Here is a 19,400-nt window from a genome sequence, read left to right as displayed (position 1 = left end):
ATTGACCGACGGTCGGTCAATGTATAAATACCCACTTAAAACCCAAACCTTTTATTTTTTATAGAGAGTCTTGAAAGCGCTTTTAAAGATCATCACTGATCACAACTCAACCAAAATGGTTAACTTTAAAATGTATATTTTCGGGTTCTAATTAAAATTGATAATAAAAGAATATCAGACGAGAAGCGATTTATACGATTCAAGATAATGCTGAAAGTCAGCCATCATGATGGAGCATTTTTAAATATTGCATTGCAATTTGCTGAGAAAAATCTGTGCTATCTTGTAGTTGATTGGCAATTGCTTCATCTGCAACCCCATGCACACCTGAATAAATCAACAAAGCGGTTAATCTTGGCTGTTCTAAATGCCAAATACCCGCCTGCTGCCCTCCATTTAAGATTTGCAGCAGTTGTTCCAATATCATATTTTTTTCATTATTTTTTCGTTCATGGTGATGTGCACCAAAAACAATATCGTGTATAGCATAGCTTTCGAGGTAGGTTTGTATATTGGCAGAGACCCAAACCTTAAATTGACTGACCCAATCTTCAGCATCACATGTTGCAACAGCTGTATCTAAGGCCGCGATAAAAAAATCGATATAACGTTTTTTTAAGGCTTCAACAATATGCTGTTTCGATTCAAAGTAATGATAAAAGGTCCCTTTAGCAACACCTACACTGGCAATAATTTCGCTAATGGTGGTAGCTTCTACACCTTTTTCTAAGAAAAGCGTTTGTGCAGCATTCATCAGCTCATCAATTCGGACTTCTGCTGGCTTGGTTTGCCTTTTTGTCACCTGAGTAGAAGCGACTTGAGATTGTGATGACATACTTCTCTATTTTCTACACACAAGAATTTAATTATAGATGAGCCTTATCTAATTCACAATTCAAGCCAATATGCATTCCCGATTACATCAATGTAGATATAAACATAGCGCAACATAAAATCCCCCTCACGCTAGCTGTCTTGCAAAAGGGATAGGTAGATTCAATACTCATATGATTTACTGCACATCATCATTTTTGATTGATGAAACAAGATCTTTTTTGAAATACTGATATAAAAATGAAAGAACGAAGTCTGTAAGTTCTCCCATTTTATTCGGTGCTATTGATTTGACTCTAGCCTTTTAACTTTAGCCATTTGGTCGGGTCACAATTGGGAAAATTGAATCTGGACGTTTAAACATTGCAAAGAATTTTCCAATTTTCAATGGATTGCCTTTGACTTTACTGTCTTTAGAAAGGAGGACTTTTACCCCTTCTATTTGACCTGTAATCATTTTTAGATATAAGGGCTTGGTTAAGGTTAATGTTGGGCAATCCGATGCCAAACCATTACCGTCATCATAACGCTTAAACTGCATAACTGAGTTTTCAACCCATAATGAAAAATTCTCTTTGGTATCCGACAAAACCAGATTGATACATTGGTTTTCATTTTTTAAATTTTCCACATCTAAATTGGTTGCCATGGCTTCAAGAAATCTTTCAGTTGGCGTATGAATCAATAAATCACTCGGATCAGACGTATTTTGTAGTGGTACATTATTCTGTAGCTCTTGAGCGCCGACTAAAAAGAAATTACGCCAAGTCGAAGCCTCTGCAGCATAACCTAATTGACGATAAGTATTTGCCAATATATCTTTCGCTTGTTGGTTTTGAGGGTTATTCAACACAATATGCTTTAAAATTTCTGCTGCCCATCTATAGTCAGCTTGAGCATAAGCATCCCGCGCATTTTTCAATGCATTGTTCTCTCCACCTGCTAACTCAATATATTTTTTTGCAACAGCTTTTGGTGGTAATGGATCTAAGTTGGAAGGATGGGCATCGAACCATCCCATATAATATTGGTATACCGCTTTTACATTATGCTTAAGGGTTCCATAATAGCCATGCGCGTATAGTTTTTGATCAAGCGCAGCTGGAAGCTTAATTTTCTCGGCAATTTCAGCACCATTAAAACCAGAGTTCATATATCTCACTGTCTGATCATGCGTGAACTTATAAACATCTCGCTGGGTTTTAATAAAATCTTGAATATTGTCATTGCCCCAGACCGGCCAATGATGCTGTGCGATCAATACATCGGATGCTTTAGCATGCAGCATTGCTTGGTCTAAATAGCCCACCCATTTTAAGGCATCACGGACTTTAGCACCTCGAAGGGTATAAAGATTATGCATGGTATGCGATAGAATTTCTGCGCCATTATAAAGTTTCAGTGATGGAATAGAGAATGTTAATTCAGCAGGTGCTTCTGAACCCGGCACGTTATAGAATACAAAATCCAAACCATCAATGGTCATTTTCTGTTCTGCCTGGGTGATCAGTTGTGTAGGCTCAAGGATGCCCATTTTTCCCACAGCAACAGCCTTACCTAAACCAGTATCCACCAATCCTTCGGCATTCTTAGGTAAAAAAGTTCCATACATATAAGTCGCACGACGTATCATGGCTGAACCTGCCATCACATTTTCACTGGTCGCTTCTTCCATAAAGCCTTGTGGCGCAATAATTGGAGTTTTTCTTGCGTTAATTTCTTCTGTAGAAAGAACGCCTAATGCACCACCAAAATGATCGATATGGCTATGGGTAAAAATAATGGCTGAAATTTTTTGCTCACCTAAATGCTGCCTAGCAAATTTAAGTGCCGCTTCAGCCGTTTCTTTAGAGGTTAATGTATCCACAATAATCCAGCCAGTATCACCCTGAATAATGGTCATATTTGCCAAATCAAAACCACGAATTTGCCAAACTCGATCTGTCACTTTAAATAGACCAACATTGTTGTTTAGCTTTGCTTGTCGCCATAGAGCAGGATTAACTGTATTTGGTGCTGGATCATTTAAAAAATTAAAAGCATCAAAATCCCAGATAACATTGCCTTTCTCACTTTTAATTTGACCGGTTGGCTTAGCAATAAAACCTTTTTGCGCATGATTAAACTCAGTCATATCGTCTAAATTATATTTCGTTTTATACGCATTATTTGATTCAATGCCCGCTTTTTCGACTTGCCCATTTGCTGCCAAAACAGAAAATGGCAAAATAAACATCAATGAGACTGTTAAAAATTTAATTTTCATTGTCATTCCTTTTTTCAAAATATCCATAATTTTTGATTTTCTGATTTGTACTGTTTTTTCATTCGGCATCTCATACGACGTCTTTATCTCGCTATAAAATCCTTTACCCTCCACAAGTTAATTCATCGTCGCTTTTAATTGACTATAATTTTGGCTTAATCGTAATGTTGATTTACCTTAAAACGGATTCCACCTTCAATATAGTCTTTTAGATATTTACCCAGCAGTTTGTGGTCTTTCACATTGGTCGGCCAAAAGTGTTCAAGACCAATATCACTGACCACATTGAGAATGGTATTGAAGGTAAAAAGTACTTTTAATGCAATCGCATCAGGCTCTGAATCGGGCAAAGCCAGTTGCAATAAGTAGACCGCTTTATCTGAAACAGGTACTAGCGTTTTTACAACAATGATCCGCCCTTCATCTCCTGCACTAATCGTTTTAGAAAAGAATTTTAAATAATGTATGCCATTTTCCTGTAAAAGAATCTTCACCATCGGGTTCATCAAGGCATCTACCACCTCAGACACTTGTACCTGTTCAGGTTGAATTGCATTTAATAGCGCAAGACTGTCGGTAACATAAGGTGTCATAACATGATCTAGCGAAGCTTCAACCAATCCCCATTTAGATTTGAAGTGGTAATATAAAGCTGATTTGTTTGCCACTTTTGCAGTTTCATTAATTTTCTGTACAGACAAAGTTTCTATATTATTCTGAGAAAACAGAACAATCGCTGCCTCGATAAGCTTTTCTTTGGTTTGATTACTCATCACATTCCATAGAGAAAATAAAAAGAGATGTCTCTTTTATATCAAAAATGATAAAAAATAAACCAGTCACTCAATAGACTGGCTTATTTTTAACGGAAGGATTACGAACAACCTTTGGCTTCAAATTCCTCTTTAGAGGTGTAGTTAAGCTCTGGTAAATAATCACCCATCACCGTCTTTTCATCTCCCCAAACTTTGGTATTTTGAATGGCTTGACTAAAGTTTGAATACGGTAATAAATTTCTCATAATCAAGAAACCGACATCATTATGCCCTTTCTCCACAGCATCTGGACCAGTATAACCATCACCACGCGGGCTTAAAGGCAAATAAGAAATTCCACATTCATCTGTGGCATTCTTTGGACGATCTTCGGGTAATGACACAACAAGGGTATAAAAACCATTTTTGTCTTTATGCTTCATTTGCTCGTCATAAATACAGAAGTTGGTTGCTGTCGAAATCAGTTCATTGGTACAAATCGACCAATAACGAATATCGCCTTTTGCTAAAGTGGTTTCATTACCAGAAGTTGCTGCGATTTGTGGTAGTTTACCTTTCACCACAACCACCTTACCAAGCTTGCGGCTAATCACCGAAAAGGTGTATTCATTATCTGGTGTAGCCCATTGATTTAGCTTACGTTCAGTTTTAAACCCTTCACACTGATCTAGGTTGTGTTTATAAATACAACTAATATTCGCAGGTCCGTTATAGGCGGTATACCATGTTGGTTTCAATTGTGCAGGGAAACCTACATAAGGCTGTTTATTGTATAAACTTAAAATCACACTCAAAGGTGTTTGTACATTATCCAAAGCTTTTTCTTTCACTTTAAGGACTTTACAGACTTCTGCGCCTGTTTTGATTTCACCATTGGCTAACTGTACTTTATAACGCGGAAAATTGACTCCACCTTTTTCATTAAAGCCTTTATTCGGCACATAAACACGATAGATTAACGCCACTTCATTGCTGTCTGTTTTAGGCGCATATAAGGTATTTTCTTTAGGTGATGCAGGTAGATCGCCTAACACCAACTCAGCTTTAAATCCTCTTTCTTTATTTAAGCGGTTATTACCCACAATAAAGGGATTGGTCACACCTTGATTAGGTTTAATATTGACATCTACCAGAGAATTAACACGCTCTCCTTTGGCTGTATAGCTAACCAGAGAGGTATGACGGGCATAAGGATAATCACCATCGATAAAAACTTTTGCACCTTCTGGAACTGTAAATTCACTTGACCAGTAATTTACATTGGAGTCTGGAAGCGCATAATTCATTGGATTGGCACCACCTGTGCCATCCTTACTCGAAACAGCATTTTGCCACATACAATCCGTCAGTTCTGCTTTAGGCGGTTGAGTTACACGTTCTGAATCATCATTGTCGTTACAAGCACTTAAAGTGATTGAACCCATAACCGTTGTCAGCAGTATCCCTACTTTTAATTTATTCATCTTTTCCATAACTTACGTCCCTATGTACCATGTTCTTTAATCCTAGAACGATGGTGACTTCATTTTAATTTTAATTGATCACTTCAATGGACTGGTTTTTAATCCATTTAGATTAAATATAATAATCCACTTAGATTAATTTTCAAGCGGTTTTTTTCTGATCTATTTAAAAAGTGCTTTTTTGCATTGATCAATGACATTTCAATTCGGTGTTTAAAGCGGTTAAAAATGAGGAGAACCTAACAGCTACGATGTTTTAATTCTTCATCCATTGCTTAGACAACAGATGAAGGAAAATCCTTGCTAAATCGCTTAAAAATCTCGGCTCTGTATTGAATTCCTTATTTTAAAAGAAAAATAAAATAGGGAAAAATGGCGATAAAGTTTCTTTAATTTGAAAAAAAAATACATTCGATCTTTTTATAAAGCAAAAAATGATCATCTGGAGTAAATCATATGGGTATTGAAAGACCCTTTTCCCGTTGGGAGAAGGCTAGGATGAGGGGAATTCTATGTAGATTCATGCTTATTCAGGTTAAAAATCATCCATCCAATATATCCACCCTAGAGTACCCAATAAAAATTTACTGAATACTCTAAGTATAAATTTCTCTCAATTCAAGTTAATAAAAGCGGACTAAAATATATTAAAATAAATAGGAAAAACCCCTAACAATCTAAGCTCTTCAAACAGTTGTACAAATGCAGCAACCCAGAAAAACCAGATCACCTGAGTTAAGAACAACCTAAAATGTTTGGATGACACTTGGCAATATTGCGGTTCAGAATAGTTTTTAAAACTCGGCCAAAAGCGTGGTGTAGTTTGAGTATAATTCAAATACAATTGATCAAATTTTTTCCTCAAAAAACGCTCTTCTTGACGTATGACAAAGTAATAATAAACTAAAAAAAACAAACTAAAAGCCAAAGGAAAGAACAAGGTTTCAGTTAAAAACATAATCCCCAGTGCAGCTAAAAAACTAAAGAAATAGAGTGGATTTCGGCATATGGAATATGGACCATCCATAACTAACTTCGCGTTTTTATGGCCTAAAATATAGATACTACACCATATCCGCCCCATTGCACCGACCCCCACTAAAAACCAACCGAGCAACCATAAAAGATGCTCAATTAAGGGGAAAGTGTCGTGCCATAGGCCAAAACTAAAAGCAATAATAAATGCCAATACAAAACCAATAACCCTTGAACCCATGGTCCTTATTCTGGAGGAAAATATAATACTCATATTATTTTCTCCCACAACAAAATAAATCATATTTTCTCGAATAAAATTTCGCATGACCTTTAATCAATTTTAAAGAATACAAAGTACTTATTTTAAACGTAAAATTTACATACGATGATTCCACAAAATAACATATAGATTTTTTTTGACTAAACATTTAAATACTCCTCAGCATATACAAAAATATAAAATGGTAGGAGCTGCTTTAGCTAACCACCGTATAGCTAATTGAATTTAGGAGGAGGAGATAAATTATTTAATTCAGGGAATTGATATAAATTCAACCACCTGTATCTCTGAAAAGTCAGAAGATTAAAAAATAGATTAAATGTATTTTCAAAATAGCGTTCTATTTTTAAATCAGCAAAGTTCGATATGAAATTACATTTATCATTTAAACAAATATTTTGACAAAACTGATTTATTTCATTGTTATATCTTATTTTTTCAATATTTCTTTCAACATCACTTATGGCAATAAGTGATTCTTTATCATCAATATTTTGTTTTATATGCGTTTGAATCGAAATTTCATTAAGGCATAAAGATTCAACCACATACCAGACATTCTGAAATGTAAATTGAAACATCAATAGCCAAACAAAAAACAGCTTCTTTCCCATTACAAATTTCTGTAAACAATATTCATGATATTTAAAAACTCAACCAAGTAAGTTACTGCTCTACAAAGATAAAATAGATTCCAAGAAATTCATTTAAAATAATACTAAAGCGATTCCATATCTGTGTGAATTTTCACAATCCTACTCATTTTAAAAATTAATGATTAATTTTATATAGTAGTTTTTTAAATTTACAATTACATTTATACAAAAAAGAAACAAGATATTGGTAAATGCTCGATAAAGCATTTTTATTACAAAATTGTCATTAATTAAATATTTTATAGATAGAAAATCAGATTACAGGTCAAGTAAAAAAAATAAATCCATAATTTTAAAAGCTTAATGCATCAGAAATTAAAAAAATCATAGTTATATAAGCATTCCCCATTATGAGGATATTTTACTGCTACATAATGGGTATCTTGATATTGAATTGCAAAGAATCATTTAAACTCAGGCATATTGTTTAAATATGCCAACGCTTGCTCGGTTGAGCCTTCATTGAGTGGGCTATGCTTGGGATTAAAATAACGTATACAGGCACGTATCATATAACCAGCTCTAGGGACTCGGTCTTGTCGAGCTGCTCGAAAATAATCCTTAAAACGAAAACGATGCGGTAATTGCGGGTCTTGTTGGACCAAGTTTTCGACAGCAATATAAGCCAATACAATAAATAATGGAAAGGTAAAAACAGCCGCACCTGTTCGCAACAAAATATTATTGCTCAAGTGCCTAAACATGGCATCTGCCACTTCACGATGTTCAACCTCTTCAGCGCCATGCCATTGTAATAAACGTAACATTTGTACATTTACTGGTGCAGTTTGTAAGCCCTCAGCATTTAAAACCCAATGACCCAATACACCTGTGAGATGCTCTGCTGCTGCAACCATAGCCAATCGTGTCGTCAACCAAGTTGATTTTAAGCGTGGATGTTTTAACTCATAACCGAATGGTTTAGGACCAATCATGTCATTAAATATCCAGTTCATCATTTCGGTATAACGACTTAAATCAATTCCTAAAGCTTCTATATGTCGCGTACCTAAGGTATGTCCATAGCTGTGAGCACCCTCTTGTTTAATAAAGGCCATGGCTACAGCTTTTAATTGCTCATCTTGAACAAACGGTAATGCGTCTCTAAAAGTCTGACAAAACCAACGTTCTGGTGCTGGTGTAATTGGGTTAATTAAATTCAGCATTTGCGTCGCCATCGGATCATCATAAATCCAATGACTGGGAGTTTCAGCAAAATCAAATACTGGACGTCTTGGAACAATCGTATGGGTTTCTTTGATTAAACCACTCATGATAAAACTCCTTGTATCGCAAATCGTCTAACGATTAGTCCTGTGTCAAAATGTTAAAACCCATACGAGGGCCAAAGGCGATCAACGTACGGAATAATCCCTTAATTGCCTTGGGTTGCTGACCGCTGCTAATCCGACGAAATTGGGCAGCATGCCAAGCCAGTTGTAGATAGGCGTCGACAGGTTTGTATCCAACAGCAGGAATTTTTGCAGGATCAAGTAGTGATTTTCCAGCTAAAAGTTGTTTGGCTAAATCTGGTTGCAAAGCAAAAGGACGAGCCAAACCAATTAAATCAACAGTACCATCAGCAACAATCTGGTTCATCAAATCGACATCACGCAGACCACCGGTCAGCATTAATGGCAGTTTGCTCTGTTCACAAAGTGCAGTCGCATAATCAAGGAAATAGCCATCACGCTGAGTCTGTCGATCAGGTGCATATCCCAACTGTGCAGGAGATTCATAATTGCCCCCTGAAACCTCTAATAAATCGATACCCTCAGCTTCTAGAGCTAAGGCAATTTGAAGAGATTCGTGCTGACTTAATCCGCCCTTTTGAAAGTCAGCAGAATTTAGTTTGACACTTAGGATCTTATTTTTGCCGATGGCCTGACGCACTGCACGCACCGTTTCAATCAAAATCCGTTGTCGATTTTCAGGATTCCCGCCCCATTGATCTGTACGTGTATTTGCCAATGGAGATAAAAATTGTGATAACAAATAACCATGTGCGGCATGTACCTGTACACCATCAAACCCAGCTTTCACAGCCAATGCAGCCGTGGTCGCAAAACGTTTAATTTGTTCCAAAATCTCTGCCTCAGTCATCGCACGCGGAATACGAATAATATTCATTGCAGGCAGATCTAAGCCCACTGCTGATGGAGCGATCGGCTTTTTTAATAATGGAAGTACAGCAACACGACCAGGATGGTTAATTTGCATAATAATCTTGCTGCCATTTGCTTGTGCAGCTTGAGCCCATAGCTTATTTGCCTGTAAGAATTGTTCATCTTGCAAAACGACATTGCGTGGCTCAACAAATGCACGAGAATCAATCATGACATTGCCTGTGATTAATAACCCAGTCCCTCCTCTTGCCCATACAGCATAGAGTTGTTGTAAGTCTATGGTTGGTGAACCATGTCGATCCGCCAATTGCTCACTCATGGCCGATTTTGCAATACGGTTTGGTATCGTTATACCGCAGGCCAAGGTTAATGGTTGCTTTAACGGAGATTTTGCGAGTATACGTTGTGCCATTGGATGAATTCCTAAAATAATTGGGTGAATGAGTACGCTGTAAATTTCAATTTCTTGTTTATTTCAGTTACTACTCATTGAAATATTGATTTTTTAATAGGCGCATCATGTTTCTATTGTCATGCTGCCAAGGATGAAAATCGGTTGAGAAGAAGTCGAGATAAGCTTTGCTGATATTCCTCACTAAGCCTTTGCGACCAAACAAATAACCTAGCCCCTGATATAGCCCTTTTAAATCTCGTTGCATTCCTGAATGACGCAAAAGCTCTATCGTTCCACGCCCTGTGACCAAAACAAAAGAGAGTGTAGTTTCAAGCATGACTAGGCGTAGAAAATAAGGCCGATTCACTAAGGATTGATAAACATCAAATGCCACCGCCTTATGTTCAGTTTCTTCAATCGCATGCCATACCCATATTTTTCTTAAATGTACATTGAATAATGCGAGATCTTCGGGGGCGGTACTGATGAAATAATCAGATAAAATCGCAGTCAGGTGTTCCATACAAACTGTGCATGCCAATTGATGTGCTGGAGAAAACTGCGTCTGCATCAAACGATTCATCTTTTTAAATCGTTTATAAATTCGATCGACTGGATAGCCCTTTTTCAGCATGACCCCATTCAATACATCATGCTCTTTACCATGGTGTGCTTCCTGCCCAATAAAAGCGCGAACTTGCTGAAGCAGAATCGGATCTTCAATCTTATTCTGATAATGACGCACACTATGAATAAACTGCCGCTCTCCATCAGGAAAAGCACTAGATAATGCAGTCAATAACAGGGTAAGTAATGGATTATTGCTAAACCAAAATTCAGGAATTTCATCTGGAAAAGTAAAATCCATACTTCTGACTGGAATATCTATCGATGCAGAAACGTGTCTATATTGAATGGCTTTGCTTGAGGAAGGGCTAGTAAACATATTCATCGCCTGCTCCCTATTTATAAAATACGTGGATTAAATTGACGCATTAAGAACAAAGGAGTCCGTAAACGCGGAATCTGAATTGGCGGAATCAAGCCACCAGATAAGTCCACGCGATGCAGTCGTGCGTCAACCACTTTACCGAGTCCCATGTCATGTAAAGGGTCGTTCACCGTACCTGTAAAGCGTAGTTTCATCTCCACACGGCGAACCTCGACAGGGTGTTCTTTAGGGGTAAATCGAACTTCCCGTGGTAAGCTCAAACCTAATCCTCCTGTGATATTACGATGTGGTAAACCTAGAATTGGCGGTGCATCATGAATGACCTCTCCAAGTTTGGCGTCCATTTCAACTAACACAGTGCCACGACGTGATGCTTTGCTTAGAATACCAGTACCATCATTATCCCAACTGATCTCTCCCATTTTTTTGGGATAGCCCAGCAATTCACGCCCAATGATCATGGCCCGATCATCATCCAGAATCATCCATGGACAAAAAATACCTGTTTTATTGCCCACCTGTATATGTACAAACAAACCCGCCTCATGATATGCCCCTGTATAGACATTTTCAGGGAAATAAGCACAGAACAAATCGGCTCTGGCAGGTTTTACCAGTTTCATTCCAGCAGGTAACCAGCGTGCCATTGCTTTTTCATTGACCTCTACCACAGCCGTTAAATATTGAGCATTGTGGTAAAGCTTATTGCCAAGGTTTGCTAAACCAATGGGGATGCGTAAATCATTGATCAGCTGTCTCATGCTTTTAATCTCGAAAATACTTGTTTTAATATGGGTAATAAAATAACGCGTGGGGTATAGCGTCCACCCAGTGTTTGAGCCTGTGCAATAAAACCTGGGATCACAATACGGCGGTTACAATTCATTCCTTGTATCGCCTCTTTGACTACCCGTTCTGCGGTTACCCAAACAAAACTTCCACCTACACCATCAATTTTTGTAATCCCAGCCACTTCATTAAAACCAGTGATCGTCGGCCCAGGTGCTAATAATGTACATGTCACACCAGTACCACTCAGCTCACTATGTAGAGATTCAGCAAAGGAGTTCGCGAAAGCTTTACTTGCAGCATAGGTTGCATTGGCTGGTGTTGGTTGATGGCCTGATGTCGAACCCACAATCAAAATTGCACCCGTTTTACGTTGCATCATTTTAGGCAATACAGCTAAAGTAAGATCCTGTACCGCAACAGCATTAACTTCCGTCTCTTCCCGCTCTCGGTCAGCATCCAACTCATGTAATCGGCCAAAAGTGGCAAAACCAGCGTTATTGCATAAAATAGCCACATCCATCTTTTCCAATTCCAGACGGAACTGGGTTCTTGCCTCACGGTTCGCGAGGTCACATGGGCGTAAACTCACTTCTACCTGATATTTCTGACGTAAATGGGTAGCGAGAAGCTCAAGCTTATCTACACGTCGTGCAACCAAAATAAGCGGATAACCACGTTCAGCAAACTGTTTAGCAAGTTCTTCACCAATACCTGAAGATGCGCCAGTAATCACCACTGGTGAATTTTTAAGGGGACGAGGTAAGCTCATCGCAAATACTCAGATCAATAGAATAATCTTAGTATCACGTAGCTAAAACTTGAGCGTGAGATGGAGTTAAGACATAATGCTAATCATTTTCGGCCAACACATAGAACAAAATGAAAGATCCGTATGGGTTATCAAAAGCCAGTATTCCAATTTCTTATGTTCATTTATTATTAGAAATCATGGTCGAAAAGGGCTTTTCCGCTCCTGATATTTTGCAAAAGAGTAAAATTCCTTTAACACTGCTTAACCAACTAGATGCACGTATTACGCCTTTACAATGGTCTAAATTAGCCTGGATAAGTTTAACCTTGGCTCAGGACTTTGGACTTGGATATGAGTATGGCCTAAAACTGCGTTTAACCGCTCACGGCCCAATGGGATATGCGTTAATGAGTAGCCCCTCTTTGCGTCATGCAATTGAGCTTGCAGTGCAATTTTTTAATATGCGCTTAAAAGATTATCGAATTGATTTTTATGAGGAAGAAAATTTATCTGTCATTGATATTCAAGAAACTCACCCTGTAATCAGTAACGATAAAGAGCAAACTGAAATTTTAAGACGGTTTTTTTATGAATGTTTAATGATCGGAATTATTCAGACAGGTAGATCATTAATAGAAAAAGATTTTTCTCAAGTTGAGTTAAGAGTCGACTGGCCAGAACCACGCTACCATCAGAAATTTCAACAGCAACTTCCCTTGATTCTTTTTAATCAAAATAAAAATCAAATCCGATACAACTTATCACTGCTCAAGCTCTCCCCACAAATGGCAGATCCGACGGCATTTCAACAAGCATTGGCACAATGTGAAACAGAACAAATTCGTTTTTCTGAACAAATCCAAGATATTTGCTTACGTGTAAAAACAGAATTGGTGCTTGTTCCTCAGAAAGGCTATCCCTCTTTAGACAACGTTGCCGAACGTTTACATATGTCGAGTCGTACATTGAGAAGACATCTCAACGAAATAAATTCGTCTTACCTGCTTCTGTTAGACGAAGTCAAATATAAAGAGGCTGAAAAACTTTTACTGAACAGCAATATGGAAATACAAGATATCGCCAATTATCTTGGATATATTCAACCCGCTAATTTTGCTCGCGCATTTAGAAAATGGAGTGGTGTAACGCCGATTCAATTTCGTAAGCAAGCCGTACAATAAAAGCGGCAAGCATTAAAGCAAAAATAAACTATTCATTTTAAAAAGATCAATTAAAAATCTCTGCCACATTTTTACTCTCTTATATTTGCTTTTTCCAATTATTTCTCACTGACAATACTTCCACTTACTCAGACTCAAGCTTGCTTTCGATCTTATTGTAACGCCATTTCTCTAACTGATCTTGGCGCAATACTGTTGACAATTTCGCCAATAAAAACTAAATTGAATTCAATTTAGTTTTTCTAAGAATAAAATCATGACCGAAAAAAAGATGGCGACTTACCAACGCTTGATCACTGCAGCAGAACAGGAATTGATTGCAAACAATGGACATATGGAGATCAGTGCCATAGCCAAAAGAGCAAATACATCAGCTGGGCTCACCTATCATCACTTTGGCTCAAAAACAGGTCTGATTGCCGCTGTTGTGGATCAATTCTATGAACCATTGAGAGCACTTGCGTTGGGTGACAGCATTCCAACAAATATTGAATGGAGAGAACGCGAAAAAACCCGTACCAAAGCAATCATTGACTATTTCTATAATCATCCTCTGGCACCTTTGATTGCTGGGCGACTTGCCCGTGAACCTGAGGTGCTTGATATCGAACGCGCTCACATGGAGGCATTATTAGAAGCTGGTGCACGTAACATTGCTCAAGGGCAGAAGTTGGGGATAATCAGTCCAGATCTTAATCCAAATACAACGGTGGCAATGCTGATGGGAGGTCTGCGTCTGGCGATTGATCAAGCCATCCTTGCCAAAGAAAGGCCCTCAAATGTGGAACTATTCGAACAACTCTGGAATCTGACAAGCAATACCCTACAACTCAGCCCACTGTCATCTGGAGAAACAAGTAAAAAAACCAAGGCAGGAAACAATATGAACTAAGCGTTTCGTTCTGCCCAGCACGTTAAATCAAGGAGCTTTCAATGTCTAAATTAGATATTCGTCAATATAATAAAAAAGATCACGCAAAGACCCATCGACAATTACAACCAGGGCCTGAGCGAAATACGCCAGAAATCCAACGAGATTTCCAAACCTTAATGCGTGATGGTTATGTCATCATCAACAACCTGATCAGCAAAGAAACCTGCAAGCAGATTAAGCAAGAAGGCCTTGCTCTTCTCGACCAAACTGGACGCAACCCGTTTGAAGGTCAGCAAACCCAGCGTGTCTATAATGTTCTCTCAAAAACGCGAATCACTGATCAACTTGCGGTACATCCTCACATTCTTGGTCTTATGGATCGTCTGTTTCAACCCAACTTCCTGCTCTCTCAGAGTCAAATCATCAATATACTTTCAGGTGAAATCGCTCAAAGTCTGCATTATGATGATGCTTTTTATCGCCTCCCCCGCCCTCGTCAGCCACTTGGTGCTGCAACCGTCTGGGCAATTGATGATTTTACCGAAGACAATGGTGCAACAGTAATTATTCCTGGCAGCCATCACTGGGGAGATGATCGATTTGCACAAAGATCAGAAGCGTTACCCGCAGTGATGCCTGCAGGTTCAGTGATCTTTTTCCTCGGTACGACTTGGCATGGTGGTGGTCAAAATCATTCGAAATCCTCACGCTTTGCGATTACTCATCAGTACTGTGAAGCCTATGTACGACAACAAGAAAACTATTTACTTGAACTTTCCAAAGATACGGTACGGTCGATTTCACCAGAACTTCAAGCCTTGGTTGGTTACTCAATTTACCCACCATTTATGGGTATGGTTGAGGGTATGCACCCACTGCGTACATTAGAACAATCTGAATAGGATTGTTTTATAAGTCTTTTTATAAGTATAGATACCCCTCATCCTAGCCTTCTCCCAAAGCGAGAAGGCTCTTTCAATAGTAATGTGATTCACTCAATATGATCATATTTTAATAGATGGAAGCGTTCTAATATCCCAGTGTTCAATATCTTTTAAAATTGCCTCAACAACATCGTTTTCAAACTAGGTTATCTATAGCCAATCTATTACAATGGCTTCTTTTATTCAGCACAGCATATTTTGAATCGCTCATCTTCCCAATTAAAACGTGGACTTAAAAATCGTCATATCCAATTGATCGCTATGGGTGGCGCTGTGGGTACAGGATTATTTTTAGGTTCTGCACAAGTCATCCAATCTGCTGGTCCTTCGATTATTTTAGGCTATGCCATCGTCGGTTTGATTGCCTTTTTAATCATGCGCCAAATGGGTGAAATGATTGTAGAAGAACCTGTTGCAGGTTCATTCAGTTATTTTTCACAAAAATATTGGGGAAAATTTCCTGGCTTTTTATCTGGCTGGAATTACTGGGTAATGTATATTTTAGTCGCCATGACTGAACTTACAGCGGTGGCTAAATATGTGCATTATTGGTGGCCGCATATTCCCGCTTGGGTCTCCGCTTTATTTTTCTTTGTCATCGTGACTGGTTTTAATCTAGGCAATGTTAAATTTTATGGTGAATCTGAATTTTGGTTAGCCATTATCAAAGTTGTTGCTGTGATTTCGATGATTGTGTTTGGTTTATATCTTTTGCTCACAGCAGGTGCGGATTCAACTGCAACTGTGGCAAACCTCTGGCAACATGGCGGATTTTTCCCACATGGTTTTTCAGGGCTATTTTATATGCTGGCCTTTTTAATGTTTGCATTTGGCGGCATTGAATTGATTGGGATGACGGCTGCCGAAGCAGAAAACCCTGAAAAAAGCATACCACAAGCAGTCAATCGCGTGATTTTCCGTATTTTGGTTTTTTATGTGGCTTCTCTTGCCATCATCATGTCATTAATTCCATGGAATCAACTTGATCTTGGGGGTCTAGATAAAAGTCCCTTTGTGATGATTTTCAGTCAACTGGGGTTAGGCTGGGCAGCGCATTTACTCAATTTTATTATTCTGACTGCCGCGCTTTCGGTATATAACAGTGGTATGTATGCCAATAGTCGTATGCTGTATGGGCTTGCAGTACAAGGCAATGCACCGAAGATGTTTGCAAAAGTTAGCAAACAAGGTGTACCAATCACTGCGGTGATCTTCTCTTCTATACTGATTTTTGGTTGCGTGTTACTAAATTATTTTGTGCCTGAAGAAGCTCTAAGTCATCTGATGTATTTGGCTGTTGCTGCTCTGGTTTTAAACTGGGCACTGATTAGTTTTACCCATTTAAAATTTAAACGTGCTAAAAAGCTGGAAGGGACAAGAGTAAAATTCCCCTCATTGTTTTCACCTGTAAGTAATTATATTGTTTTAGTTTTTATCAGTATGATCCTATATATCATGTGGGTGCAAAACTTTAAAGAATCGGTCATTTTGATTCCAATCTGGATTATTGTGATGTTTGGATTATTTAAAATTTTGAGTTGGAATAAATCACGTTAGTATTTTAAAGGCTTATTTAGGATCTGTTGACATTTCATATCTATAACATTCAAATGTTAATATCCATAAGCTCAAGTGGGTATGAATGAAGCAGGGTCTTTTGGAAAATTTTATGACACAAGATACAAAACGAAATAAAGGTTCATCGATCACACGAGTACTTGAAATTTTAGAAGCCATTGGTGAAGCAAAACATCCCCCTTCCCCACTTGATCTCTCTTTAGCACTTGATATCCCAAAACCCAGTATTCATCGACTCATCCAACTATTAGAAAAAGAAGGTTATGTCAAAGTAGATTTACATGGTGGCTTGTTGGTGGGTGGAAGAGTCAAACAATTACTATTTAATGTTTGGGAAAATGAAAAATTTAGAATTGAACGGTTTTCTATTTTAGAAAAACTGTCAAATAAGATTGGTGAAACCTGTGGTATAGCAATCCTACAAGATAATCATATGTTGTATGTAGATCGTATACAGACAAACTGGCCATTACAGGTATATTTACCCGTGGGCTCAACAGTGCCTGTCTGGTGTACATCGAGTGGCAAACTTTTTTTAAGTCATTTATCCGCAGAAAAAAGGAAAAATATTCTAAAAAATATTCCAATCACCCAGTACACCAAAAATACCATTACAGATCTTAATTTGCTGGAATCTGAAATTCAGCGTATTGGCGTAACAAATTTAGGCACCGATAATGAAGAGTTTATCGCAGGGATGGTGGCCTGTTCAGTGCCTATACTCCACCCCAATGGTGAAATCATTGCTTGCTTATATACCCATGCGCCAAGTATTCGAAAATCCTTAGATGACTTAATCAGCTATCAAGATGCATTAAGAGATGCAGCCAATGATTTAAATACCTATATAAAAAATTCAATCGATTAAATAATAAAAGCTAGAGACTTAGAATCCCCAAGTATCTAGCTTTAAAAACTCAAGCCTTAAAATGATCCAAAATATGTTCCAAGTGTAATCACTCCGATCAGCGCAAGTAGTGGAAAAATAACTGCGACCACAAACATGTCGTAATAAGACTGTTTATGCGTGAGACCACAAAGTGCAATAATGGTAATTACAGCGCCGTTATGTGGAAGAGAATCTAAAGATCCAGAAGCCATAGAAGCAACTCTGTGCATTAATTCAGGTGAAATGCCAAAATCTTGTGCTAGGTTCATATAGGTTTCACCCATCGTATTTAATGCGATACTCAAACCTCCAGACGCAGAACCTGTAATCCCAGCCAGTACATTGACCAAAATTGCTTCGGAAACCAGCGGATTACTTGGCGCTAAACTAACTAAAAAATCTTTTAAAATGACAAAACCCGCTAAAGATGCAATAACTGACCCATATCCGACTTCTGAGGCGGTATTAAAAATAGGTAAAAATGAAGAAGAAACACCATTTTGAATACTGTCTCGAATATCGTTAATCCGTTTCCAATTGAGCACAATAATGGCAATACATGCGATCACCAATGCTGTAATGATCGACCATAAACCAATCACAGAATTTAGATTGGTGTGACCAAATTGAGCCGTGGCCAAATATGAAGTATCCATACTTGGAAAAATCACTTTAGATAATATTAAATTCGATAAAATTACCAATACAATCGGGATCATTGCAATCAGTAAACTAGGATCTAAATGCGTTAAAATTTCTTTATGCTGTTCAATATGATTGCCATAGCCTTCGCCTTGTTTTATCGAATGCTCGACTCTTCTATTCAGCCACCACATCCCCGTGATTAACATAAAAATCGAGGCAATGATGCCAAGCACAGGTGCAGCATATAGATCTGTTTTAAAATATGGCATTGGAATTGCGTTTTGAATCGCAGGCGTACCAGGCAATGCGGTCATTGTAAAGGTTAATGCACCCAACATAATTGCCGCAGGAATGAGTCGTTTAGGAATAGCCAATTCTTTAAATAATGCTGAAGCAATTGGAAATACAGCAAAACCCACTACAAAAAGCGAGACACCGCCATAGGTTAAGATTGCACAGGAAATCACAATCGATAACATCGCACGCTGATGCCCTAAGCGTTCAACAAAAAAAATTGCGATTGTGCGAGCTGATCCACTGTCATCCATGAGTTTGCCAAAGACAGCGCCTAACAGAAAAAGTGGAAAATATTTAATGATGTACCCACCTAGACCACTCATAAATACTTGCGAATAAAACCCTAATAATTCATGCGTCATTCCACTCCAAATGACCGCAAACAGTGCAAGTACAGGCGCCAAAATAATGACACTAAAACCTTTGTAAGCTAAATACATCAGCAATACCAAGGACACTACTATTCCAAATAGTCCTATCATTCTAAACTCCATTTATTTAATTATATTGATACATAATGTATCGTTATATATGTATAGCTAATTTTTAATGATGAATCTAGACAAAATTCTTTTTCACTTTGAAAAATAGACTAAACTACTGTTATTTATGACTAAATAATTTTATTTAAATAAAATTCATAAAAAACCTGTTTACATATAATTTTATATTGATACGATACATATCAATATACAAATATTATAAAGCCAATTTACAGCATGCA

General features: G+C 37.9%; 17 protein-coding genes. 5 read left to right on the top strand and 12 right to left on the bottom strand.

Features of this window, described 5'->3' with window-relative positions:
- Positions 1–217 precede the first annotated feature (217 nt).
- The 11 genes from CQZ96_RS20770 to CQZ96_RS20720 form a co-directional block, all read right to left on the bottom strand.
- Positions 218–835, bottom strand: coding sequence for a TetR/AcrR family transcriptional regulator (locus tag CQZ96_RS20770; protein ID WP_105714063.1), 618 nt, complete (start codon positions 833–835; stop codon positions 218–220).
- Between the two features lie 309 nt (positions 836–1,144).
- Positions 1,145–3,100, bottom strand: a complete 1,956-nt coding sequence (locus tag CQZ96_RS20765) for an alkyl/aryl-sulfatase (RefSeq protein WP_105714149.1) — start codon at positions 3,098–3,100, stop codon at positions 1,145–1,147.
- Between the two features lie 155 nt (positions 3,101–3,255).
- On the bottom strand, positions 3,256–3,873 hold the full coding sequence (locus tag CQZ96_RS20760; protein ID WP_105714062.1) for a TetR/AcrR family transcriptional regulator: 618 nt from the start codon (positions 3,871–3,873) through the stop codon (positions 3,256–3,258).
- A 101-nt stretch (positions 3,874–3,974) separates the two neighbouring features.
- Positions 3,975–5,348 (bottom strand): hypothetical protein, encoded by a 1,374-nt coding sequence (locus CQZ96_RS20755; RefSeq protein ID WP_105714061.1) that lies wholly within the window; start codon positions 5,346–5,348, stop codon positions 3,975–3,977.
- Positions 5,349–5,976: 628 nt separating this feature from the next.
- A complete protein-coding gene (locus CQZ96_RS20750; RefSeq protein WP_105714060.1) occupies positions 5,977–6,588 on the bottom strand; it encodes a methyltransferase family protein in 612 nt (203 codons plus the stop codon).
- A gap of 224 nt (positions 6,589–6,812) precedes the next feature.
- A complete protein-coding gene (locus CQZ96_RS20745) occupies positions 6,813–7,211 on the bottom strand; it encodes a hypothetical protein (RefSeq protein WP_105714059.1) in 399 nt (132 codons plus the stop codon).
- 446 nt (positions 7,212–7,657) lie between these two features.
- Positions 7,658–8,527, bottom strand: a complete 870-nt coding sequence (locus CQZ96_RS20740) for a metal-dependent hydrolase (protein ID WP_004724738.1) — start codon at positions 8,525–8,527, stop codon at positions 7,658–7,660.
- 34 nt (positions 8,528–8,561) lie between these two features.
- Positions 8,562–9,791, bottom strand: coding sequence for an NADH:flavin oxidoreductase/NADH oxidase family protein (locus CQZ96_RS20735; protein WP_105714058.1), 1,230 nt, complete (start codon positions 9,789–9,791; stop codon positions 8,562–8,564).
- A 70-nt stretch (positions 9,792–9,861) separates the two neighbouring features.
- Entirely contained in the window at positions 9,862–10,725 is an 864-nt protein-coding gene (locus CQZ96_RS20730) for a metal-dependent hydrolase (RefSeq protein ID WP_004724742.1), read from the bottom strand.
- 14 nt (positions 10,726–10,739) lie between these two features.
- Positions 10,740–11,486 carry an acetoacetate decarboxylase family protein gene (locus tag CQZ96_RS20725; RefSeq protein ID WP_105714057.1) on the bottom strand — a complete coding sequence of 249 codons (747 nt, stop codon included), beginning with the start codon at positions 11,484–11,486 and terminating at the stop codon, positions 10,740–10,742.
- Complete coding sequence (locus tag CQZ96_RS20720) at positions 11,483–12,286, bottom strand: SDR family NAD(P)-dependent oxidoreductase (RefSeq protein ID WP_105714056.1); 804 nt, start codon at positions 12,284–12,286, stop codon at positions 11,483–11,485. Before CQZ96_RS20720 ends, CQZ96_RS20725 begins: the two co-directional genes overlap by 4 nt.
- A gap of 110 nt (positions 12,287–12,396) precedes the next feature.
- Here CQZ96_RS20720 and CQZ96_RS20715 point away from each other — a divergent pair, with 110 nt between their 5' ends.
- The 5 genes from CQZ96_RS20715 to CQZ96_RS20695 all read left to right on the top strand — a co-directional run bounded on the left by CQZ96_RS20715 (position 12,397) and on the right by CQZ96_RS20695 (position 17,713).
- On the top strand, positions 12,397–13,449 hold the full coding sequence (locus CQZ96_RS20715) for an AraC family transcriptional regulator (RefSeq protein ID WP_035371031.1): 1,053 nt from the start codon (positions 12,397–12,399) through the stop codon (positions 13,447–13,449).
- Positions 13,450–13,705: 256 nt separating this feature from the next.
- On the top strand, positions 13,706–14,341 hold the full coding sequence (locus tag CQZ96_RS20710; protein ID WP_105714055.1) for a TetR/AcrR family transcriptional regulator: 636 nt from the start codon (positions 13,706–13,708) through the stop codon (positions 14,339–14,341).
- Positions 14,342–14,382: 41 nt separating this feature from the next.
- On the top strand, positions 14,383–15,225 hold the full coding sequence (locus CQZ96_RS20705; protein ID WP_105714054.1) for a phytanoyl-CoA dioxygenase family protein: 843 nt from the start codon (positions 14,383–14,385) through the stop codon (positions 15,223–15,225).
- Between the two features lie 240 nt (positions 15,226–15,465).
- Positions 15,466–16,824: an amino acid permease gene (locus CQZ96_RS20700; RefSeq protein WP_081407405.1), complete on the top strand. Its 1,359-nt coding sequence runs from the start codon at positions 15,466–15,468 to the stop codon at positions 16,822–16,824.
- Positions 16,825–16,936: 112 nt separating this feature from the next.
- The gene (locus CQZ96_RS20695) at positions 16,937–17,713 is read left to right on the top strand and encodes an IclR family transcriptional regulator (protein ID WP_004822909.1); all 777 of its coding nucleotides are present in this window, start codon (positions 16,937–16,939) and stop codon (positions 17,711–17,713) included.
- 56 nt (positions 17,714–17,769) lie between these two features.
- Here CQZ96_RS20695 and CQZ96_RS20690 read toward each other — a convergent pair whose 3' ends face one another.
- Complete coding sequence (locus CQZ96_RS20690; RefSeq protein WP_105714053.1) at positions 17,770–19,158, bottom strand: GntP family permease; 1,389 nt, start codon at positions 19,156–19,158, stop codon at positions 17,770–17,772.
- Positions 19,159–19,400 lie beyond the last annotated feature (242 nt).

It is taken from the genome of Acinetobacter sp. MYb10, assembly GCF_002980175.2.
Taxonomy (GTDB): domain Bacteria; phylum Pseudomonadota; class Gammaproteobacteria; order Pseudomonadales; family Moraxellaceae; genus Acinetobacter; species Acinetobacter guillouiae.
Note: the sequence above shows the minus strand (reverse complement) of the source record. Positions and strands in the feature narration are given on the sequence as shown.